Origin of the sequence: Variovorax sp. YR566 (assembly GCF_051992195.1) — a bacterium.
Lineage (GTDB): Bacteria > Pseudomonadota > Gammaproteobacteria > Burkholderiales > Burkholderiaceae_C > Variovorax.
In genome coordinates this window covers 3,141,743-3,157,528 of sequence record NZ_CP197092.1, presented here as the reverse complement: position 1 = coordinate 3,157,528, position 15,786 = coordinate 3,141,743, and the positions used below count along the sequence as shown (strand labels likewise).

Here is a 15,786-nt window from a genome sequence, read left to right as displayed (position 1 = left end):
CTCACAGTGGAATGTTCCCGTGCTTGCGCCACGGGTTCTCGAGCTTCTTCTCGCGCAGCATCACCAGCGAACGGCAAATGCGCTTGCGCGTCTCGTGCGGCAGGATCACGTCGTCGATGTAGCCGCGTGCGCTCGCCACGTACGGGTTGGCGAAACGGGCCTTGTATTCAGCCTCGCGGGCGGCGAGTTTTTCGGGGTCGTTCTTGTCCTCGCGGAAGATGATTTCCACCGCGCCCTTGGCGCCCATCACCGCGATCTCGGCACGCGGCCAGGCAAGGTTGACGTCGCCACGCAGATGCTTCGAGGCCATCACGTCGTAGGCGCCGCCGTAGGCCTTGCGCGTGATGACGGTGATCTTGGGCACCGTGCACTCGGCGTAGGCATAGAGCAGCTTGGCGCCGTGCTTGATGATGCCGCCGTACTCCTGCCCCGTACCGGGCATGAAGCCAGGCACGTCGACGAAGGTGACAACCGGAATGTTGAACGCATCGCAGAAGCGCACGAAGCGCGCGGCCTTGATGCTGCTCTTGATGTCGAGGCAGCCCGCGAGCACCAACGGCTGGTTCGCAACGATGCCAATGGTCTGGCCTTCCATGCGGGCAAAGCCGATCACGATGTTCTTCGCGTAGTCGGGCTGAAGCTCGAAGAAGTCGCCGTCGTCCACTACCTTCAGGATCAGCTCCTTGATGTCGTAGGGCTTGTTCGGGTTGTCGGGCACCAGCGTATCGAGCGAGTAGTCGGGGCGGTCGGCCGGGTCGCCCAGGCCGTTGTTGCCCAGGCGCACCGGAGGCTTCTCGCGGTTGTTGAGCGGCAGGTAGTTGTACAGGCGGCGCAGCATCAGCAGCGCCTCGACGTCGTTCTCGAACGCCATGTCGGCCACGCCGCTACGCGTGGTGTGGGTGATGGCGCCGCCCAGCTCTTCGGCCGTGACGCTTTCGTGCGTCACGGTCTTCACCACCTCGGGGCCGGTGACGAACATGTAGCTGCTGTCCTTCACCATGAAGATGAAGTCGGTCATGGCGGGCGAATACACGGCGCCGCCCGCGCAGGGGCCCATGATCATGCTGATCTGCGGCACCACGCCCGAGGCCATCACGTTGCGCTGGAACACGTCGGCATAGCCGCCGAGCGAGGCCACGCCTTCCTGGATGCGAGCGCCGCCCGAGTCGTTCAGCCCGATGACGGGCGCGCCGACCTTCATGGCCTGATCCATCACCTTGCAGATTTTTTCGGCATGCGCTTCGCTGAGCGCGCCGCCGAAGACAGTGAAGTCCTGGCTGAACACGAACACCAGGCGGCCGTTGATCATGCCGTAGCCGGTGACCACGCCGTCGCCGGGAATCTTCTGCTCGGCCATGCCGAAATCGACCGAGCGGTGCTCGACGAACATGTCCCACTCTTCAAAGGTGTTGTCGTCGAGCAGCAGCTCGATGCGCTCGCGCGCCGTGAGCTTGCCCTTGGCATGTTGCGCGTCGATGCGCTTCTGCCCGCCGCCGAGACGCGCCTGGGCGCGACGCTTTTCGAGTTGTTCGATCAGTTCTTGCATGGTGTGCTTCCGAAGCTGTGGTCCTGAATTTCGTGTCTCATGGTCTGGCCGTGATGGCGGCTGCGGCGAGCAGATTGCGCGCCGCAGTCGATGCCGGCAACGTGCCCTGCGCCACCTGCTGCGTGAGCTGGGGCAGCAGCTCGCGCACCTGCGGGTGATGCCTGAAGGCGTGCTTGAGGCCAGCGTCGATGCGCTCCCACATCCACGCGGTGGCCTGCTTCTCGCGGCGCTTGGCGAGCTTGCCGTTGGCGGTCTGCAGTTGTCTGAATTGCGTGACGGCGTCCCAGAAGGCATCGACGCCGGTGTTGGCGAGCGCGCTCAGCTGCAGTACCCTGGGGAGCCAGAAGCGCACCTCCGCGCCGCTGTGCGCGTCATGCACCGCGTGTGCATGGTCTGGGTTGCCCTGGTGGCCGAAAAGCCGCAGCGCCGAGGTGATCTGAGCCTGCGCGCGCGTGGCGGCGTCCTTGTCGAGATCGGCCTTGTTGATGACGACAAGGTCGGCCAGCTCCATCACGCCCTTCTTGATCGCCTGCAGGTCGTCGCCGGCATTGGGCAACTGCATCAGCACGAACATGTCGGTCATGCCGGCCACAGCGGTTTCGCTCTGGCCCACGCCGACGGTTTCGACGATCACGATGTCATAACCGGCGGCCTCGCACACCAGCATTGCCTCGCGCGTCTTCTCGGCCACGCCGCCCAGCGTGCCGCTCGAAGGGCTCGGCCGGATGTAGGCGCGCTCGTGCACCGAGAGCCGTTCCATGCGCGTCTTGTCGCCGAGGATGGAGCCGCCCGACACGGTGGACGACGGGTCGATGGTGAGCACCGCCACGCGATGGCCCTTGCCGATCAGCAGCAGGCCCAGCGTTTCGATGAAGGTCGACTTGCCCACGCCCGGCACGCCCGAGATGCCGAGGCGGAACGAGTTGCCCGTGCGCGGCAGCAATGCCGTGAGCAGTTCGTCGGCCTGCGTGCGGTGGTCGGCGCGCGTCGACTCGAGCAGCGTGATGGCTTTTGCAACGGCGCGCCGTTGCGCCATGCCGTCGGTTTCAGCGACGGCGCGTTCGAGCGCCTGTGCCGTATTCAGCACGCAGCCTCCGAAGCCACGCGCCAGCGGTAGTGCAGGTCGACGCCCTCCCCGCCCTCGAGCACGAAGCCGTGCCGCAGGTAGAAGCGGTTGGCGTCGCTCTTCACGAGCGCGGTGAGCTTGATGTCCAGCCGCTGCGCGCGCGCCTGCGACTTGGCCCATTCCAGCACCCATTCACCGATGCCCAGGCCCTGGAAGCCGGTGCGCAGGTAGAGATGGTCGAGGCGCAGCGCATCGCTGTCCTCGGGCTTGAGCGTGACGAAGCCGATGCGCTGGTCGCCGTCGAGCACGATGTGGTGCATGTACGGCACGAGAAAGCCCGCGCTCAGGCGCTCGCGCGAACGCGCTGCATCGAAACGGCCCACGCGCTCCAGGCTCGGGCGCATCGCGTCGATGCGCAGGGCCAGCATGGCTTCGAAATCGCTGGAATCCACCGGCTGCAGCGACAGCCGCGACAAGAGATCGCCCACGTCGCGCCTCAGGCCGTGACCGCCGCGCGAATCTGCTCCAGCACGTCCTTGGCGCTGGCCGGAATGGGCGTGCCCGGTCCGTAGATGCCCTTGACGCCGGCTTCGTAGAGAAAGTCGTAGTCCTGCCGCGGAATCACGCCGCCGACGAACACGATGATGTCGTCCGCGCCCTGCTTCTTGAGCTCATTGATGATGGCCGGCACAAGAGTCTTGTGGCCGGCTGCGAGCGTGCTCACGCCCACTGCATGCACGTCGTTCTCGATGGCCTGGCGCGCGCATTCCTCGGGCGTCTGGAAGAGCGGCCCCATGTCCACGTCGAAACCCAGGTCGGCAAATGCCGTGGCCACCACCTTCGCGCCGCGGTCGTGGCCGTCCTGCCCGAGCTTGGAGATCATCACGCGCGGACGGCGGCCCTGCTCCTCCGCGAAGGCGTTGATTTCGGTCTTGAGGGCTTCCCAGCCTTCGGCGGAGTCATAGGCAGCTGCGTACACACCGGTCACCTTTTGCGTGTCGGCCCGATGGCGGCCGAATGATTTCTCGAGCGCGTCCGAAATCTCGCCCACCGTGGCGCGCAGACGCACGGCGTCGATGCTCAGCGCCAGCAGGTTGCCGGTGTTGTTCTCGGCAGCAGTGGTCAGCGCGTCGAGCGCGGCCTGCACCTTGGCGGTGTCGCGCGAGGCACGGATCTTCTGCAGCCGCGCCACCTGCTGGTCGCGCACCTTCACGTTGTCGATCGAGAGGCTGTCGATCGCGTCTTCGTTCTTCAGCTTGTACTTGTTGACGCCGACGATCACGTCCTTGCCCGAGTCGATGCGCGCCTGCTTCTCGGCGGCAGCCGCCTCGATCTTGAGCTTGGCCCAGCCGCTGTCGACCGCCTTGGTCATGCCGCCCATCGCCTCGACCTCTTCGATGATGGCCCAGGCCGCGTCGGCCATGTCCTGCGTGAGCTTCTCCATCATGTAGCTGCCGGCCCAGGGATCGATCACGTTGGTGATGTGCGTCTCTTCCTGGATGATGAGCTGTGTGTTGCGCGCGATGCGGGCGCTGAATTCGGTGGGCAGCGCAATGGCTTCGTCGAGCGCGTTGGTGTGCAGGCTCTGCGTGCCGCCGAACACCGCGGCCATCGCTTCGATGGTGGTGCGCACCACGTTGTTGTACGGGTCCTGCTCGGTGAGCGACCAGCCCGAGGTCTGGCAGTGCGTGCGCAGCATCAGGCTCTTGGGGTTCTTGGGGTTGAACTCCTTCATGATGCGGCACCACAGCAGGCGCGCCGCACGCATCTTGGCCACTTCGAGATAGAAGTTCATGCCGATGGCCCAGAAGAAGCTCAGGCGTCCGGCAAAGCCGTCGACGTCGAGGCCCTTGGCCAGTGCGGTCTTCACGTATTCCTTGCCGTCGGCCAGCGTGAAGGCGAGTTCGAGCGCCTGGTTGGCGCCGGCTTCCTGCATGTGATAGCCGCTGATCGAGATCGAGTTGAACTTGGGCATGTTCTGCGCCGTGTACTCGATGATGTCGCCGATGATCCGCATGCTCGGCGCTGGCGGAAAGATGTACGTGTTGCGGACCATGAACTCCTTGAGGATGTCGTTCTGGATGGTTCCGCTCAGTTGGTCCTGCGCCACGCCCTGCTCTTCGGCCGCGACCACGTAGCCCGCCAGCACCGGCAGCACGGCGCCGTTCATCGTCATCGACACGCTGACCTTGTCGAGCGGGATCTGGTCGAACAGGATCTTCATGTCCTCGACCGAGTCGATTGCCACGCCTGCCTTGCCGACGTCGCCGGTCACGCGCGGGTGGTCGCTGTCGTAGCCGCGATGCGTGGCGAGGTCGAAGGCCACGCTCACGCCCTGCCCGCCGGCGGCCAGCGCCTTGCGATAGAAGGCGTTCGACTCTTCGGCGGTGGAGAAGCCGGCGTACTGGCGGATGGTCCAGGGGCGCACTGCGTACATGGTGGCCTGCGGACCGCGCAGGTAGGGCTCGAAGCCGGGCAGCGTGTCGGTGTACTTCAGGCCCTGCAGGTCGGCGGCGGTGTACAGCGGCTTCACGGCGATGCCGTCGGGCGTGATCCAGTTCAGCGCGTTCACGTCGCCGCCGGGTGCGGACTTGGCAGCAGCCTTGGCCCAGGCTTCGAGGTCGGCGGGCTTGAAAGAGGGTTCGGGTGTGCTGCTCATGAAGGGGCCGTTCGCAGTGTCTTGCAGGGTATTCGCAAATTCGCCTGCACGGATTTGCAAGCCGGCCGCGAGTCTAACCGATCCATAATTATTAATTCAAACAACGTTTTTGAAGTACAGTCCGGCCCATGTCCGCCGTCACCCTCACCCCCCGCGCCCTCTATGAAGAGGTGGCCGAACTGCTGCGCCAGCGGATCTTTCGCCGCGAGCTGGAGCCCGGCAGCTGGATCGACGAACTCAAGCTGGCCGAGGAATACGGCATCAGCCGCACGCCGCTGCGCGAGGCGCTGAAGGTGCTGGCGGCCGAAGGCCTGGTGACGATGAAGGTGCGGCGCGGCGCGTACGTGACCGAGGTGTCGGAGCAGGACCTGACCGACGTGTACCACCTGCTCTCGCTGCTGGAGAGCGACGCCGCCGGCGTGGTGGCCGAGCGCGCCACCGACGCGCAGCGCGCCGAGCTGAAGGCGCTGCACGCCGAGCTGGAAGCAGCAGCCTCGCCCGAGAACCGGGAGCACTTCTTCGCCCTGAACGAGCGCTTTCACATGCGATTGCTGGCCATCGCCAACAACAAGTGGCGCGACCAGATGGTGGCCGACCTGCGCAAGGTGATGAAGCTCAACCGGCACAACTCGCTGCTGAAAGCCGGCCGGATCGCCGAGTCGCTGGCGGAGCACCGCTCGGTGATGGCGGCCATCGAGGCGCGGGACGCGGAAGCCGCCATGGCCCGCATGCGCGAGCACTTCCAGAACGGGCTCGAAGCCGCGAACTAGCGCCTTTCAGCGCGGCGCGGCACCGGCGAGGAACATGTCGACGGCGCGCTGAACCAGCGCGTGAATCTGCTCTACCGACACGGGCTCGGGGTCGACCTGGAAGAGCCGCGCCTGGGTCTCCGCCGTGATCAACGTGGTGAACTGCAGCGCGGTCACGTGTGGGTCCCGGCGCCGTAGTTCGCCACGCTTCATCGCCGCATCCATGAACCCCGCGAGGGTTCGGATGTATTCGGCAGGCCCCGACTCCTGGAACTGCTGCCCCACGTCGGAGCGCCCGGCTTCGGCAAGAACCATCCGGTAGACCGCCAGCGCGTCCGCGTCGTTGGTCAACACGAACAGCATCCGCTCGCCGAACCGCATCAACTGCGCCTCGAGCGTGGCGGTCTCGTTCGCCTCCTGCAACTCGGCCGCGGCCTCAGCCAGATGCGAAACGGCCACGGTTTGCACGACCGCCCTGAAGAGCTCCTCTTTCGAGGCGAAGTATCCGTACAGGGTGGCCTTCGACCCACCCAGGCGCTTTGCGAGCTCGTTCATCGACGTGCGCTCGTAACCCAGCTCCTTGAACAGCGCCACCGCCGCTTCAAGGATGACGTTGCGCCGCGCTTCTGTCCTGACCTTCATCGCATTTCCCTCAAAAGAATACCCAACTGTACAGTTTTCTTGACATCGCCAAAATCCACCTCAATAATGAACCGTACCGTACAGTTTTAAATCTGGACACGGTCGTTGCCTTCTTCATTCACTTGTCCATTCACTTCTTCCCAATTCAAGGAACGCGATGCGTGCTCTTTCCGATGCTCCCAAGGCCATCACCCTGGCGGTCTGCCTGATCCTGACGGCGTGTGCCAGCACACAGCCGGTGCCGTATGCCGGCATCGCCTCCGCGTCCCAGCTGCGACCCAGCCAGCATGACGACTCCGGCCGCATTCCATTCGAATACAAGGCAAACATCGACTGGCGGCGGTATTCGGATTTCGTCCTCGATCCGGTCGCCATCTACCGCGGCAGCGACGGCCAGTTCGAAGACGTGTCGGAAGACGACAAGGCATTCCTGGCGCGCTACATGCAGAACCAGTTCACTGACAAGCTGAATGCGCGCTTCCGGAACGCTCCTGGCAGAAACGCCAACGCCGTACGGATCAAGCTGACGCTCACCGGCGCCAAGACGAACACCGCCGTTCTCAGCACCTTCTCGCGCTTCGACCTGCTGGGCGGCCCGTACAACGCCGTGCAGGCCATCCGCGGCAAGGAAGGCGCGATGACGGGCTCGGTGAGCTTTGCCGTCGAAATCTACGACGCCTCGACCAACGAACTGCTCGGCGCCTACGTCACCAAGCAATACCCGAACGCATGGAATCTCAAGGCCGGCATCGGGGCCCGGAGCGCTTCCATCGCAGGCATTGAAAACGGCGCCGACCAGCTGGTCGCGTACCTGCAATGACGACGGCGCTCTGGAGACGGCTGCGCAGGGCCTGCATCAAGTTGCGGTGCGCCTTCGCACGGGCCCGCCGGTCCAGGCTCGGCATCTTCCACGCGAAATGACTTCCTCCCTCACACACAGCCGGAGCATTCCATGACCTTCCTTCATTTCTTCCGCCTCGCGGGTATCACAGCCGTACTCACCACGGCCTTCAATGCACAGGCCGACAGCTTCACGTCGTCCGTGGCCTCCAGTGCCGGCTCGGCATCGAGCGGCAGCGTGTCGGCATCGCTGCGCGGTTCGAGCAAGAGTTCGTTCGACGGAGACAAGGTGGCCGAAGGCGACTACCGCATCACCGAAGTCGCGCAAGCCACAGGTCGCGAGGGCTTCACGCGCGTCGCGATGCAGAGCGACAGCGACGCGCAGCAGCGCATCGTGCTCGAACTGCCGCAAGCCACTTTCGCGAAGGAACGCCTGGGCCTCGGCGACCTCGTGCACGCGCAACAGCGCACCTACGGCACCGCCTTCGCACGTGGCGACACGCGCGAGGCGTTCTACCTCGTGCTTGCCGACGATTGGTACGGGGGGCTTGCCGCGCGCCCCGTGAGCCTTTGACCGTCGCCCGCCGTCTGTTGCTGCTGGGGCTCTCGGCCTTCCTCGCCTTGGCGGGTGGCGTTGCGCACGCGGCGTCGTCGCAATTCTGCGATCGCGCGAAACCGCTCACAGCAGGTCAGCAGGATCGCTTGCTGCGCTTCACCGCCGTCGTGCAGGAAGCGCTTTCGAACACAGGCAGCGACGCCGTGCTGATCAGCCGCTCCGGACTCGATCTCTCGCGCTTTCACATCCGCTACTCCCACGCCGCCATCGCCTGGAAAGCCGCGGACGGCACATGGTCCGCGCGGCAGCTGTACTACGCCTGCGACGAAGGACACCCTCGCCTCTATGACCAGGGCCTGGCCGGTTTCGTCATGGGCATCGACGACTCTGCGCTGGGCTACGTCTCCATCGTGGCCCTGCCCTCCGAAGCGGCACAGGCGCTGCGCGGCGCGGCGCTCGACACGCCGCGCGCCCTGCATCTGCTGGCTGCGCGCTACAGCGCCAATGCCTATCCGTTCAGCCTGCGCTACCAGAACTGCAACCAGTGGGTGATGGAACTGCTCGCCGTGGCGTGGGGCGAGTTGCCCGACGGAGACGATCTGCGCGAGCGCGCCCAGCAATGGCTGCGCGAGGCGCCCTACAAGCCCGAGCCGGTCGATGTCGGCTCGCATGCGCTCGTCTTCGCGTCGAGCTTCGTGCCGCTGCTGCACTTGGACGACCACCCGCAGGACGACATCTATGCGCTGAAGCTGCGCGTCAGCCTGCCCTCGACCGTGGAAGCCTTCGTGCGCGAACAGCGCCCCGCAAGCGAGCGCATCGAGCTGTGCCACGACAGCAGGCAGGTCGTGGTGCACCGCAGCTGGGAACCCGTCTTCGACGGCTGCCAACCCACCGGCGGCGATCGCGTCGTCCTTCTCGACTGAAACACTCAAGGGCAAACGACAGCAAATGAAGTACCTCTCCAGCTTTGCAGTTGCCCACGCCGCGGTGCTCGCGATGGTGGTCGGCGTCTTTCTGATGGACGGTTGCGCGCACAGGCAACCCGACATGTCCCCGAATGCTCCAGCCGCGCTGGCTTCGACACCGGCAAAGGGCTCCACCCCATGAATGTCCTGCTTCTCAGATCCGGAAACGGAACGCGCGACGAACTTGGCGGCGTGCTCGGACGATGTGGCCTGGCTGTCGACGTGATCGACTCCCGCGATGCCGACGCGTGGCTCTTCACAGGCAAGCCGTACGCACTGATTCTTCTTGACGCCGCGCAACCGGCCGCCGCGCACGTGGCGATACGCTCCGTTCGCCGCAGCAGCAGTGCCCCGCTGCTGGTGCTGACGCAACGAGACCAGGTGGCCGACCGTCTCGAAGGACTGGCGCAGGGCGCGACCGAGTACCTGGTCAAGCCTTGTGCACCGGCCGATCTGGTGGCGCGCGCCTGGGCGCTGGCGTCAGGCGGTCATGGTCCGGAGGCGGCCGTCCTGCGGCTGGCGGACCTGGCCATCGATCGCGCGAGCGGCAAGGCGTTTCGTCAAGGCGTGGATCTCGGCCTCAGTGCCACGCTGTTCGAGCTTCTGGACGCGCTGATGGCACGCAGAGGCCAGGTGCTGTCGCGCGCCGAGCTGATCAAGGCCGCGTGGGGATCAAGCACCAGCGAGCGGGACAACATGGTCACGGTCGGCATCCTCAGGCTTCGCCAGAAACTGGACGATCCGTTCGACCTGAAGCTGCTCCATACCGTGCGCGGCGAGGGGTACGTGCTGGCGCTGCGCAACGACCACTAGGGCCGGACGGCCCCAGTTCTAGGTCGACGTACCGGTTTCCCCGACGAGACGCTGCGCCGTCTCCAGCAGCAGCGGCGCGATGCGCACAACCATCGTGTCCTTGGGCAGAAGATAGGCGGGGCCGCCGCAGCTCACGGAGTAGCGCTCGCCGCGCGGGCCCTCCAGTGCGAAGCCGATGGCGTGGATGTGCGGATTCCATTCGCCAAAAGAGCCGCAGTAGCCCAGCCGGTCGTACTCGTCGAGGCTGGCCATCAGGCCAGCCTCGATGGCGCTCCAGCTTTCCCCGCTTTCGGTCCGGATCTGCTCCAGCAGTTCGGCTTTTTCCGGCGCGGGCAGCGCCGCCAGGTAGGCGCGCCCGGCGGCCGAAGTGGCGATGGCCATGCGCGTGCCCACCTCGATGCGCGAGCTGATGACCACGGAACGCGGCCGCAGCGAATCGATGACGAGCATGTCGAGCTCGTCGCGCACGCCCATGTGCACGCTCACGCCGGCCGACTCCGACAACGCCGCCAAGTGCGGCCGCGCCACCGTGCGCAGGTCGAAATGGCGCAGGTAGCGGCTGCTCATGTCCAGCAGCGCCGGGCCGAGGCTGAAGCGCTCGCTGTCCTGCGACTGTCGCAAATACCCCGCACTCACCAGCGTGGCGGTGAGCCGCGACACCGTGGCCTTGGGGATGCCCGTGGTGTCTGCCAGTTCGCGATTGCCTATCGGTGCCGATGCCATGCCGATGACCCTGAGGAGAGCCAGACCCCTGGCGAGCGCACTTACTTCTTCTTTGCCGCCAATCGCGTCATTCATGTATCCAAACCTTTTTATGTCCCTGATGCTCCTCATTTTTCAGCAAAAAACGGTTGACGCGCCACTTATCGTGAAGTAGCGTTTTTTGGAACAACGTTTCAACTGAAAATTTGGGGGCCGTGACAGGCCCGCTTCCCGGGGAGAAAGCGCGTGATGCGCTTCGGGTTCAGGCGGCTTGCGTGACAGGCTCGCGCGCCATCGCCATCACCTCGTGCGCAGGCAGCGTCTTGAGCCGGTGATCGCTCCAGACCTGGCGCCAGCGGCGCGCGCCCGGCAGGCCGTTGCGCAGGCCCAGCATGTGCCGCGCGATCGACCACCACTGCGTGCCGTGCTCGGCCGCCTCGCGGGCCATGTAGTCGCACATCAGCGACTCGACCTCTTCGCGCGTCAGCGGCTGTGCTTCGGCGCCGAAGAACTCGGCGTCCCATTCGGCCAGCCACCAGGGGTTGTGATACGCCTCGCGCCCGACCATCACGCCGTCGAGCAGACGCAGGTGTTCATGCACCTGTGCATTGACCGAAATGCCGCCATTGATCGAAAAGCACAACGCCGGAAACTCGTGCTTCAGCCTGTGCACCAGCTCGTAGCGCAGCGGCGGAATCTCGCGATTCTGCTTCGGGCTCAAACCCTGCAGCCACGCATTGCGCGCATGCACGATGAAAGTCTGGCAGCCAGCCTCACTCACCTGGCCGACGAAGTCGCGCACGAATTCGTAGCTCTCGATCTTGTCGATGCCGATGCGATGCTTGACCGTGACGGGCACGCTCACCACGTCGACCATCGCTTTCACGCAGTCGGCCACCAGTTGCGGCTCGTTCATCAGGCAGGCACCGAACGCGCCGCGCTGCACGCGCTCGCTCGGGCAGCCGCAATTGAGGTTGATCTCGTCGTAGCCCCACTCTTCGCCGAGCTTCGCGCAATGCGCAAGGTCAGCCGGCTCGCTGCCGCCGAGCTGCAGCGCCACCGGATGCTCTTCAGCGTTGAAGCGCAGGTGACGGGGCACGTCGCCATGCACCAGCGCGCCGGTCGTCACCATCTCGGTGTAGAGCAGCGCGTGGCGCGACAGCAGACGATGGAAGTACCGGCAATGGCGGTCCGTCCAGTCCATCATCGGGGCGACCGAGATGGTTTTCTCTTTTAAATTCAATGGCTTAGCGTTGTCACTCATACACTTGGAACCCCGCCAACCGTTCGAAGACCAGGGATCCGACCTCGCTCGCCGGTCCTGTCAGCATCTGCACGGGCATCGGCTACATCAAGCCGGTAGTTTCTCACGCGGCAACGATTCAGGGGATTCGCGCGCGACAGAAGATCGCGGCCCTAGGGCAGGCGGATGAAGTAGGCCGCCTGCCCGCCGACCGCCTAGAAGTTCTTCACCGTGTCCAACTGAGCCTGGGTCAGGCCCCGCTGGTACGCGAAGTTGGTCCGGAAGTTATTGGCAATGTCCGCAAGCTGCGTATCCACTTCGGTCGCCCTTGCCGTGATGTCCGTGGCAACGAGGCCCGTGTCCGTGCCCGACATCACCAGGAAGTTCATCAGCGTGACGCTGCCGCCTGCCGGGACCGAGATGTTGAACTGGAATAGCACGTCATCGGTCCCGGCTCCAACGCCAAGTGCCGTGTCGGACCTGTAGTTGACGACATCCGCAGTGCCGAATGCAAAACCGACATCCCGATCTCCGACATTTCCACTGTTCGACTTGTAGTCCCACGTGCTCAGCGCTTTCTGGGTTGCGCCCGGCGTGGGGTAAATGATGCCCAAGCTGTCGGAGCCGAGGTTGGTCGCGTAGGACACCACGGCATCGATAGGCGCGGCGGTGGTATTGCGGAAGACATCGGTCATGCGCGCCCACAGCAGGTTGGGTTGCGTATAGAACGTGCGCTGCACCTCGAGTCCGTTGAGGGTTCTCACGCCAGTACGCACGTTCTGCACGATCTTCGAGGCCGAAACCGTCCAGCCCGCGCCTGCGGCTTCGAAGTCGCCATTGACGACGAATTCCGTGTTGGCACCGTCCTTGACGGACACGTTGTCAATGGCCGAACCGCTAACCCATACCCGCTGCTCGAACGACAGCACCACGGTCTGGCCGACAAACGCTGCCAGCGAGGCCGAGCCCCACGTTCCGGAAACCCCATTGAGATCGACCTTGAAGAGCGTAGCCAACAGCGCGCCCGCCGTATCGCGCACAACCACCTGGCCGAACTGGCCCGGATCCGACATCGGAGCAGCGGCATTGCCTGGACTGGGAACTCCATCCCAGACCAGCGAGATCCCGGGTCCGACGGCACTGCCAAGGTTCAAGGTTTGCTGAAGGCGAACCTCGGCGCCCGCGTGCAGATAGGCGTACCCACCTGTGGTTTGCAGGAAATTGGTATCCGAGGTGAAGGTCACCGCCTTGACGCCGTCCGAAGGCCCCATCTCCGGGCCCAGTGCGGTCAGTTCCGCGTAGGTCTGGTCTGAAGGGAATCCGGCCTGCACGCCGCCGACGTCCACGAGCAGATGCAAGGTCCCGTCGAACTGGTCGTCACCTCCATCCTCGATCGAGAAGTCCTCATTCAGGTCCCAGATATTGGCCTGTCCGGGCGCGATGGAACGATCACCGTCGGTCGCGGCAACGGTTTGCAGGAACGCCGTGCCGGCCGGCAGGGACGTCGGCGTTGCAAGCTCGGGTGCCGTAGGTACGACAGGGCCGGGATCGGGCACCGGCGCTGGCACGGGAGGCGCCACCTCGGGTGCAGGAGCGGGCGGCGCACTCGCAATCGGGGGAAACGCAAACCCACCACCTCCCCCGCCTCCTCCGCACCCGGCCAACACTGCCGCGCCCACCATCGTGAGCGAAAACTTTCTACGGTCCATTACTTTTCCTAGGTGATTTTTGGAATGTCCCAAGCAGTCCTCGGCTTCCGGATTTCGGGCCTTGCCGATCAGACGTGATCACGCGAGCCCGGAAATGCAACAGCAATCAGGCCTCACGTAACCAAAGACATCTGGGCGAAAAGCATTCGTCCCGACACCGCCAGATGGAGGAGATCGACGTCGGTCGATCAGCTACGGCAGCTTGGCTGTGCACGCAAAAGTGCACAGATTTGATTGAATCGATTTATTTCTCTCTAGGCATCACCCGAAATAGTGATATCGGTGACATGTAAATGCGGTAAGCCACCGGCGCTGCCAAGTTATGGCGCGAGGCGAGTCAGGGCTGGCTGCTCACGTCCGACGCCGCCGCACCAGTCGCAAATTCGCAGAAATCGAGCTCAATAAATTACAAGTGCTACAAAACAATTCTTCCCAGCTGAGATTTGTTATCATTTAGTCATCTACAGGACTAGATCAATCCAAATGCCGTCGTTGACCGTAGTTCCTTCCGAGCCGGGGCAAAGCCGTTACGCCGCGCTCGCGGCGGCCTTGCGGGCACGGGTCGTGGCAGGCGAATGGCCACCTGGTGCTGCACTGCCGGCGGAGCAGACGCTGGCCTCCGAACACGGGGTCGCCCTTGGCACCTTGCGTCATGCGCTGGAGCTTCTTGCAAGCGACGGATTGATCGAACGCATTCAGGGCCGCGGCACATTCGTGCGAGTCGGCATGACCACCGCCGGGACCATGATGCGGTTCTTCCGCTTTGGCGAAGGCACCGGGGAAGTGCCTGTCTCCCGCATCGTCTCGCGCAAGGTGCTGGTTGCGCCTTCGGACGTCGCGCGGCGCCTTCGGCTTGAGTCCGGCAGCACGGCATTGCGTCTGCTGCGCGTACGCTCCCTGTCGGGGCAGCCATGTGTTGCCGAAGAAATCTGGCTCCCGCTCGATCTGTTCACCAGCCTGGTCGATGACGATCCTGTTCAGTGGGGCGATTTGCTGTACCCCATGTTCGCCGAGCGCTGCGGCGTCGCCGTGCATCGCGCCGTCGACGAAATCGCGTTCGGCACCCTCGCTCGTCTGCACGCGAGCCAATTGGACTTGCCGGCGGGCCACCCCTGCGCTCTGGTGACCCGCAGCGCGTACGACTTCAGCGGTCGCTGCATCGAGGCCCGCTACACGCGGGGCGACGCCTACGCCTTCCACTACACCGTCACGATCACCTGAACCGGTGCGACGCACCACCCCTTGCCCTTAACCTTTTGCGAGAGCGCCATGAAAGAAGCATCGATTTCCAGTTTCAGCCAGGTCACGGTTGATCGCTCGCGGCGCCAGTTGCTGCGCGCCGGTGCTGCCGTTGCGGCGGCACCTTGGGCCCTGGCCCGCGCCGCGGGTCAGATCGCAGGCGGCAAGACCATCACGCTGGTCGTGTCCTATGCGGCCGGCGGTGGTGCCGACCTGATGGCACGCCTGATTGCACCGCGGCTCGCCGATGCACTGGGCCAGACGGTGGTGGTGGACAACAAGCCCGGTGCCAGCGGACAGATTGCCGCCGGGCAGGTGGCCCGTGCCAACCCCGACGGCACGCAGTTGCTGGTGGACGCGTCTTCGTTTGCCGTGAACCCTGCGCTCTTCCCCAAGCTCCCCTACGACAACGACAAGTCCTTCACGCCGCTCGGCATCCTGGCGCTGTTTCCGAACGTGCTGGTCTGCACGCCGAGCTTCGAAGCCAAGAGCGTGAAAGATCTCGTGCAGATGGCCAAGGCCAAGCCGGGGCAGATCGCCTATGCATCCTCCGGCAACGGCTCTGCCCAGCATCTCGCGGGCGCACTCTTCGAAGACCGCGCGGGCGTGACCCTCACGCACGTTCCGTACAAGGGCGGCGGCCCGGCCATGAATGACGTGATGGGCGGGCAAGTGCCGCTCTTCTTTGCCAACGTTGCGTCGTCTCTGGGGCAGATCCAGTCTGGCCGTCTGCGTCCGCTTGCCGTGACCACGCGCCGGCGCACCCGGGCGCTGCCCACCATCCCGACAATGGAAGAAGCCGGCGTGCCGGCCTACGAAGTGCTCGAATGGAATCCGGTGCTGGCGCCCGCCGGCATCGACCCGGCGACCAAGGCTGTGCTGGTCGCGGCCATTCGCAAATCCATGACCGACCCCGAAGTGCTCGGCCGCATCCGGGCGCTGAGTGGCGAGGCTTTCCCCGATGGCCCGGAAGGCCTGGTGACGGGTTTTCTTTCAGCCCAACGGGCTCAGTGGGCGCGCATCGTGCGCGACCGCAAGATTGTCGTGGGCTGAGCAA

At 64.8% G+C, this 15,786-nt stretch carries 16 protein-coding genes; 8 read left to right on the top strand and 8 right to left on the bottom strand.

Annotated elements, in window-relative coordinates; translation table 11 throughout:
- Position 1: 1 nt before the first annotated feature.
- The 4 genes from ACTG4X_RS14620 to scpA are packed head-to-tail and all read right to left on the bottom strand — an operon-like array spanning position 2 to position 5,271.
- The gene (locus ACTG4X_RS14620; protein WP_093052368.1) at positions 2 to 1,546 is read right to left on the bottom strand and encodes an acyl-CoA carboxylase subunit beta; all 1,545 of its coding nucleotides are present in this window, start codon (positions 1,544 to 1,546) and stop codon (positions 2 to 4) included.
- Between the two features lie 37 nt (positions 1,547 to 1,583).
- The gene (gene meaB / locus ACTG4X_RS14615) at positions 1,584 to 2,633 is read right to left on the bottom strand and encodes a methylmalonyl Co-A mutase-associated GTPase MeaB (protein ID WP_440534150.1); all 1,050 of its coding nucleotides are present in this window, start codon (positions 2,631 to 2,633) and stop codon (positions 1,584 to 1,586) included.
- Positions 2,627 to 3,100, bottom strand: a complete 474-nt coding sequence (locus ACTG4X_RS14610) for a GNAT family N-acetyltransferase (RefSeq protein WP_093052372.1) — start codon at positions 3,098 to 3,100, stop codon at positions 2,627 to 2,629. The genes meaB and ACTG4X_RS14610 overlap by 7 nt, the downstream gene beginning before the upstream one ends.
- An 8-nt stretch (positions 3,101 to 3,108) precedes the next feature.
- Entirely contained in the window at positions 3,109 to 5,271 is a 2,163-nt protein-coding gene (scpA, locus tag ACTG4X_RS14605; protein ID WP_440534149.1) for a methylmalonyl-CoA mutase, read from the bottom strand.
- A 128-nt stretch (positions 5,272 to 5,399) separates the two neighbouring features.
- On the opposite strand from scpA, the gene ACTG4X_RS14600 reads away from it, so the two are divergent.
- Positions 5,400 to 6,041, top strand: coding sequence for a GntR family transcriptional regulator (locus ACTG4X_RS14600; protein ID WP_093052379.1), 642 nt, complete (start codon positions 5,400 to 5,402; stop codon positions 6,039 to 6,041).
- A gap of 6 nt (positions 6,042 to 6,047) precedes the next feature.
- Here ACTG4X_RS14600 and ACTG4X_RS14595 read toward each other — a convergent pair whose 3' ends face one another.
- Positions 6,048 to 6,662 (bottom strand): TetR/AcrR family transcriptional regulator, encoded by a 615-nt coding sequence (locus tag ACTG4X_RS14595; protein ID WP_093052382.1) that lies wholly within the window; start codon positions 6,660 to 6,662, stop codon positions 6,048 to 6,050.
- Between the two features lie 157 nt (positions 6,663 to 6,819).
- On the opposite strand from ACTG4X_RS14595, the gene ACTG4X_RS14590 reads away from it, so the two are divergent.
- The 5 genes from ACTG4X_RS14590 to ACTG4X_RS14570 all read left to right on the top strand — a co-directional run bounded on the left by ACTG4X_RS14590 (position 6,820) and on the right by ACTG4X_RS14570 (position 9,836).
- Positions 6,820 to 7,482, top strand: a complete 663-nt coding sequence (locus ACTG4X_RS14590) for a DUF3313 domain-containing protein (RefSeq protein WP_440534148.1) — start codon at positions 6,820 to 6,822, stop codon at positions 7,480 to 7,482.
- A 132-nt stretch (positions 7,483 to 7,614) separates the two neighbouring features.
- Positions 7,615 to 8,076 carry a hypothetical protein gene (locus ACTG4X_RS14585; protein WP_440534147.1) on the top strand — a complete coding sequence of 154 codons (462 nt, stop codon included), beginning with the start codon at positions 7,615 to 7,617 and terminating at the stop codon, positions 8,074 to 8,076.
- Positions 8,073 to 8,981, top strand: a complete 909-nt coding sequence (locus ACTG4X_RS14580) for a DUF2145 domain-containing protein (RefSeq protein ID WP_440534146.1) — start codon at positions 8,073 to 8,075, stop codon at positions 8,979 to 8,981. The genes ACTG4X_RS14585 and ACTG4X_RS14580 overlap by 4 nt, the downstream gene beginning before the upstream one ends.
- A 25-nt stretch (positions 8,982 to 9,006) precedes the next feature.
- Positions 9,007 to 9,165 (top strand): hypothetical protein, encoded by a 159-nt coding sequence (locus tag ACTG4X_RS14575; protein WP_176928735.1) that lies wholly within the window; start codon positions 9,007 to 9,009, stop codon positions 9,163 to 9,165.
- Positions 9,162 to 9,836, top strand: coding sequence for a winged helix-turn-helix domain-containing protein (locus tag ACTG4X_RS14570; protein WP_440534145.1), 675 nt, complete (start codon positions 9,162 to 9,164; stop codon positions 9,834 to 9,836). Before ACTG4X_RS14575 ends, ACTG4X_RS14570 begins: the two co-directional genes overlap by 4 nt.
- Positions 9,837 to 9,854: 18 nt before the next feature.
- On the opposite strand, the gene ACTG4X_RS14565 is transcribed toward ACTG4X_RS14570, so the two are convergent.
- From ACTG4X_RS14565 to ACTG4X_RS14555, 3 genes are all read right to left on the bottom strand, one after another.
- Positions 9,855 to 10,634 (bottom strand): IclR family transcriptional regulator, encoded by a 780-nt coding sequence (locus ACTG4X_RS14565; protein WP_093078044.1) that lies wholly within the window; start codon positions 10,632 to 10,634, stop codon positions 9,855 to 9,857.
- Between the two features lie 166 nt (positions 10,635 to 10,800).
- Positions 10,801 to 11,802, bottom strand: coding sequence for a tRNA dihydrouridine(20/20a) synthase DusA (gene dusA, locus ACTG4X_RS14560; RefSeq protein ID WP_093052401.1), 1,002 nt, complete (start codon positions 11,800 to 11,802; stop codon positions 10,801 to 10,803).
- Positions 11,803 to 11,996: 194 nt separating this feature from the next.
- Positions 11,997 to 13,349: a hypothetical protein gene (locus ACTG4X_RS14555; protein ID WP_440534144.1), complete on the bottom strand. Its 1,353-nt coding sequence runs from the start codon at positions 13,347 to 13,349 to the stop codon at positions 11,997 to 11,999.
- 624 nt (positions 13,350 to 13,973) lie between these two features.
- Between ACTG4X_RS14555 and ACTG4X_RS14550 the strand changes: the two genes are divergently transcribed.
- Complete coding sequence (locus tag ACTG4X_RS14550) at positions 13,974 to 14,711, top strand: GntR family transcriptional regulator (RefSeq protein ID WP_440534143.1); 738 nt, start codon at positions 13,974 to 13,976, stop codon at positions 14,709 to 14,711.
- 48 nt (positions 14,712 to 14,759) lie between these two features.
- A complete protein-coding gene (locus ACTG4X_RS14545) occupies positions 14,760 to 15,782 on the top strand; it encodes a tripartite tricarboxylate transporter substrate binding protein (protein WP_440534142.1) in 1,023 nt (340 codons plus the stop codon).
- The last annotated feature ends 4 nt before the right edge of the window (positions 15,783 to 15,786 follow it).

Coding starts and splice junctions, on each gene's coding strand:
- ACTG4X_RS14575 (WP_176928735.1), top strand. CDS start 9,007: ATGAAGTACCTCTCCAGCTTTGCAGTTGCCCACGCCGCGGTGCTCGCG.
- ACTG4X_RS14565 (WP_093078044.1), bottom strand. CDS start 10,634: ATGAATGACGCGATTGGCGGCAAAGAAGAAGTAAGTGCGCTCGCCAGG.
- scpA (WP_440534149.1), bottom strand. CDS start 5,271: ATGAGCAGCACACCCGAACCCTCTTTCAAGCCCGCCGACCTCGAAGCC.
- dusA (WP_093052401.1), bottom strand. CDS start 11,802: ATGAGTGACAACGCTAAGCCATTGAATTTAAAAGAGAAAACCATCTCG.
- ACTG4X_RS14585 (WP_440534147.1), top strand. CDS start 7,615: ATGACCTTCCTTCATTTCTTCCGCCTCGCGGGTATCACAGCCGTACTC.
- ACTG4X_RS14545 (WP_440534142.1), top strand. CDS start 14,760: ATGAAAGAAGCATCGATTTCCAGTTTCAGCCAGGTCACGGTTGATCGC.
- ACTG4X_RS14590 (WP_440534148.1), top strand. CDS start 6,820: ATGCGTGCTCTTTCCGATGCTCCCAAGGCCATCACCCTGGCGGTCTGC.
- ACTG4X_RS14550 (WP_440534143.1), top strand. CDS start 13,974: ATGCCGTCGTTGACCGTAGTTCCTTCCGAGCCGGGGCAAAGCCGTTAC.
- ACTG4X_RS14570 (WP_440534145.1), top strand. CDS start 9,162: ATGAATGTCCTGCTTCTCAGATCCGGAAACGGAACGCGCGACGAACTT.
- ACTG4X_RS14600 (WP_093052379.1), top strand. CDS start 5,400: ATGTCCGCCGTCACCCTCACCCCCCGCGCCCTCTATGAAGAGGTGGCC.
- ACTG4X_RS14595 (WP_093052382.1), bottom strand. CDS start 6,662: ATGAAGGTCAGGACAGAAGCGCGGCGCAACGTCATCCTTGAAGCGGCG.
- ACTG4X_RS14620 (WP_093052368.1), bottom strand. CDS start 1,546: ATGCAAGAACTGATCGAACAACTCGAAAAGCGTCGCGCCCAGGCGCGT.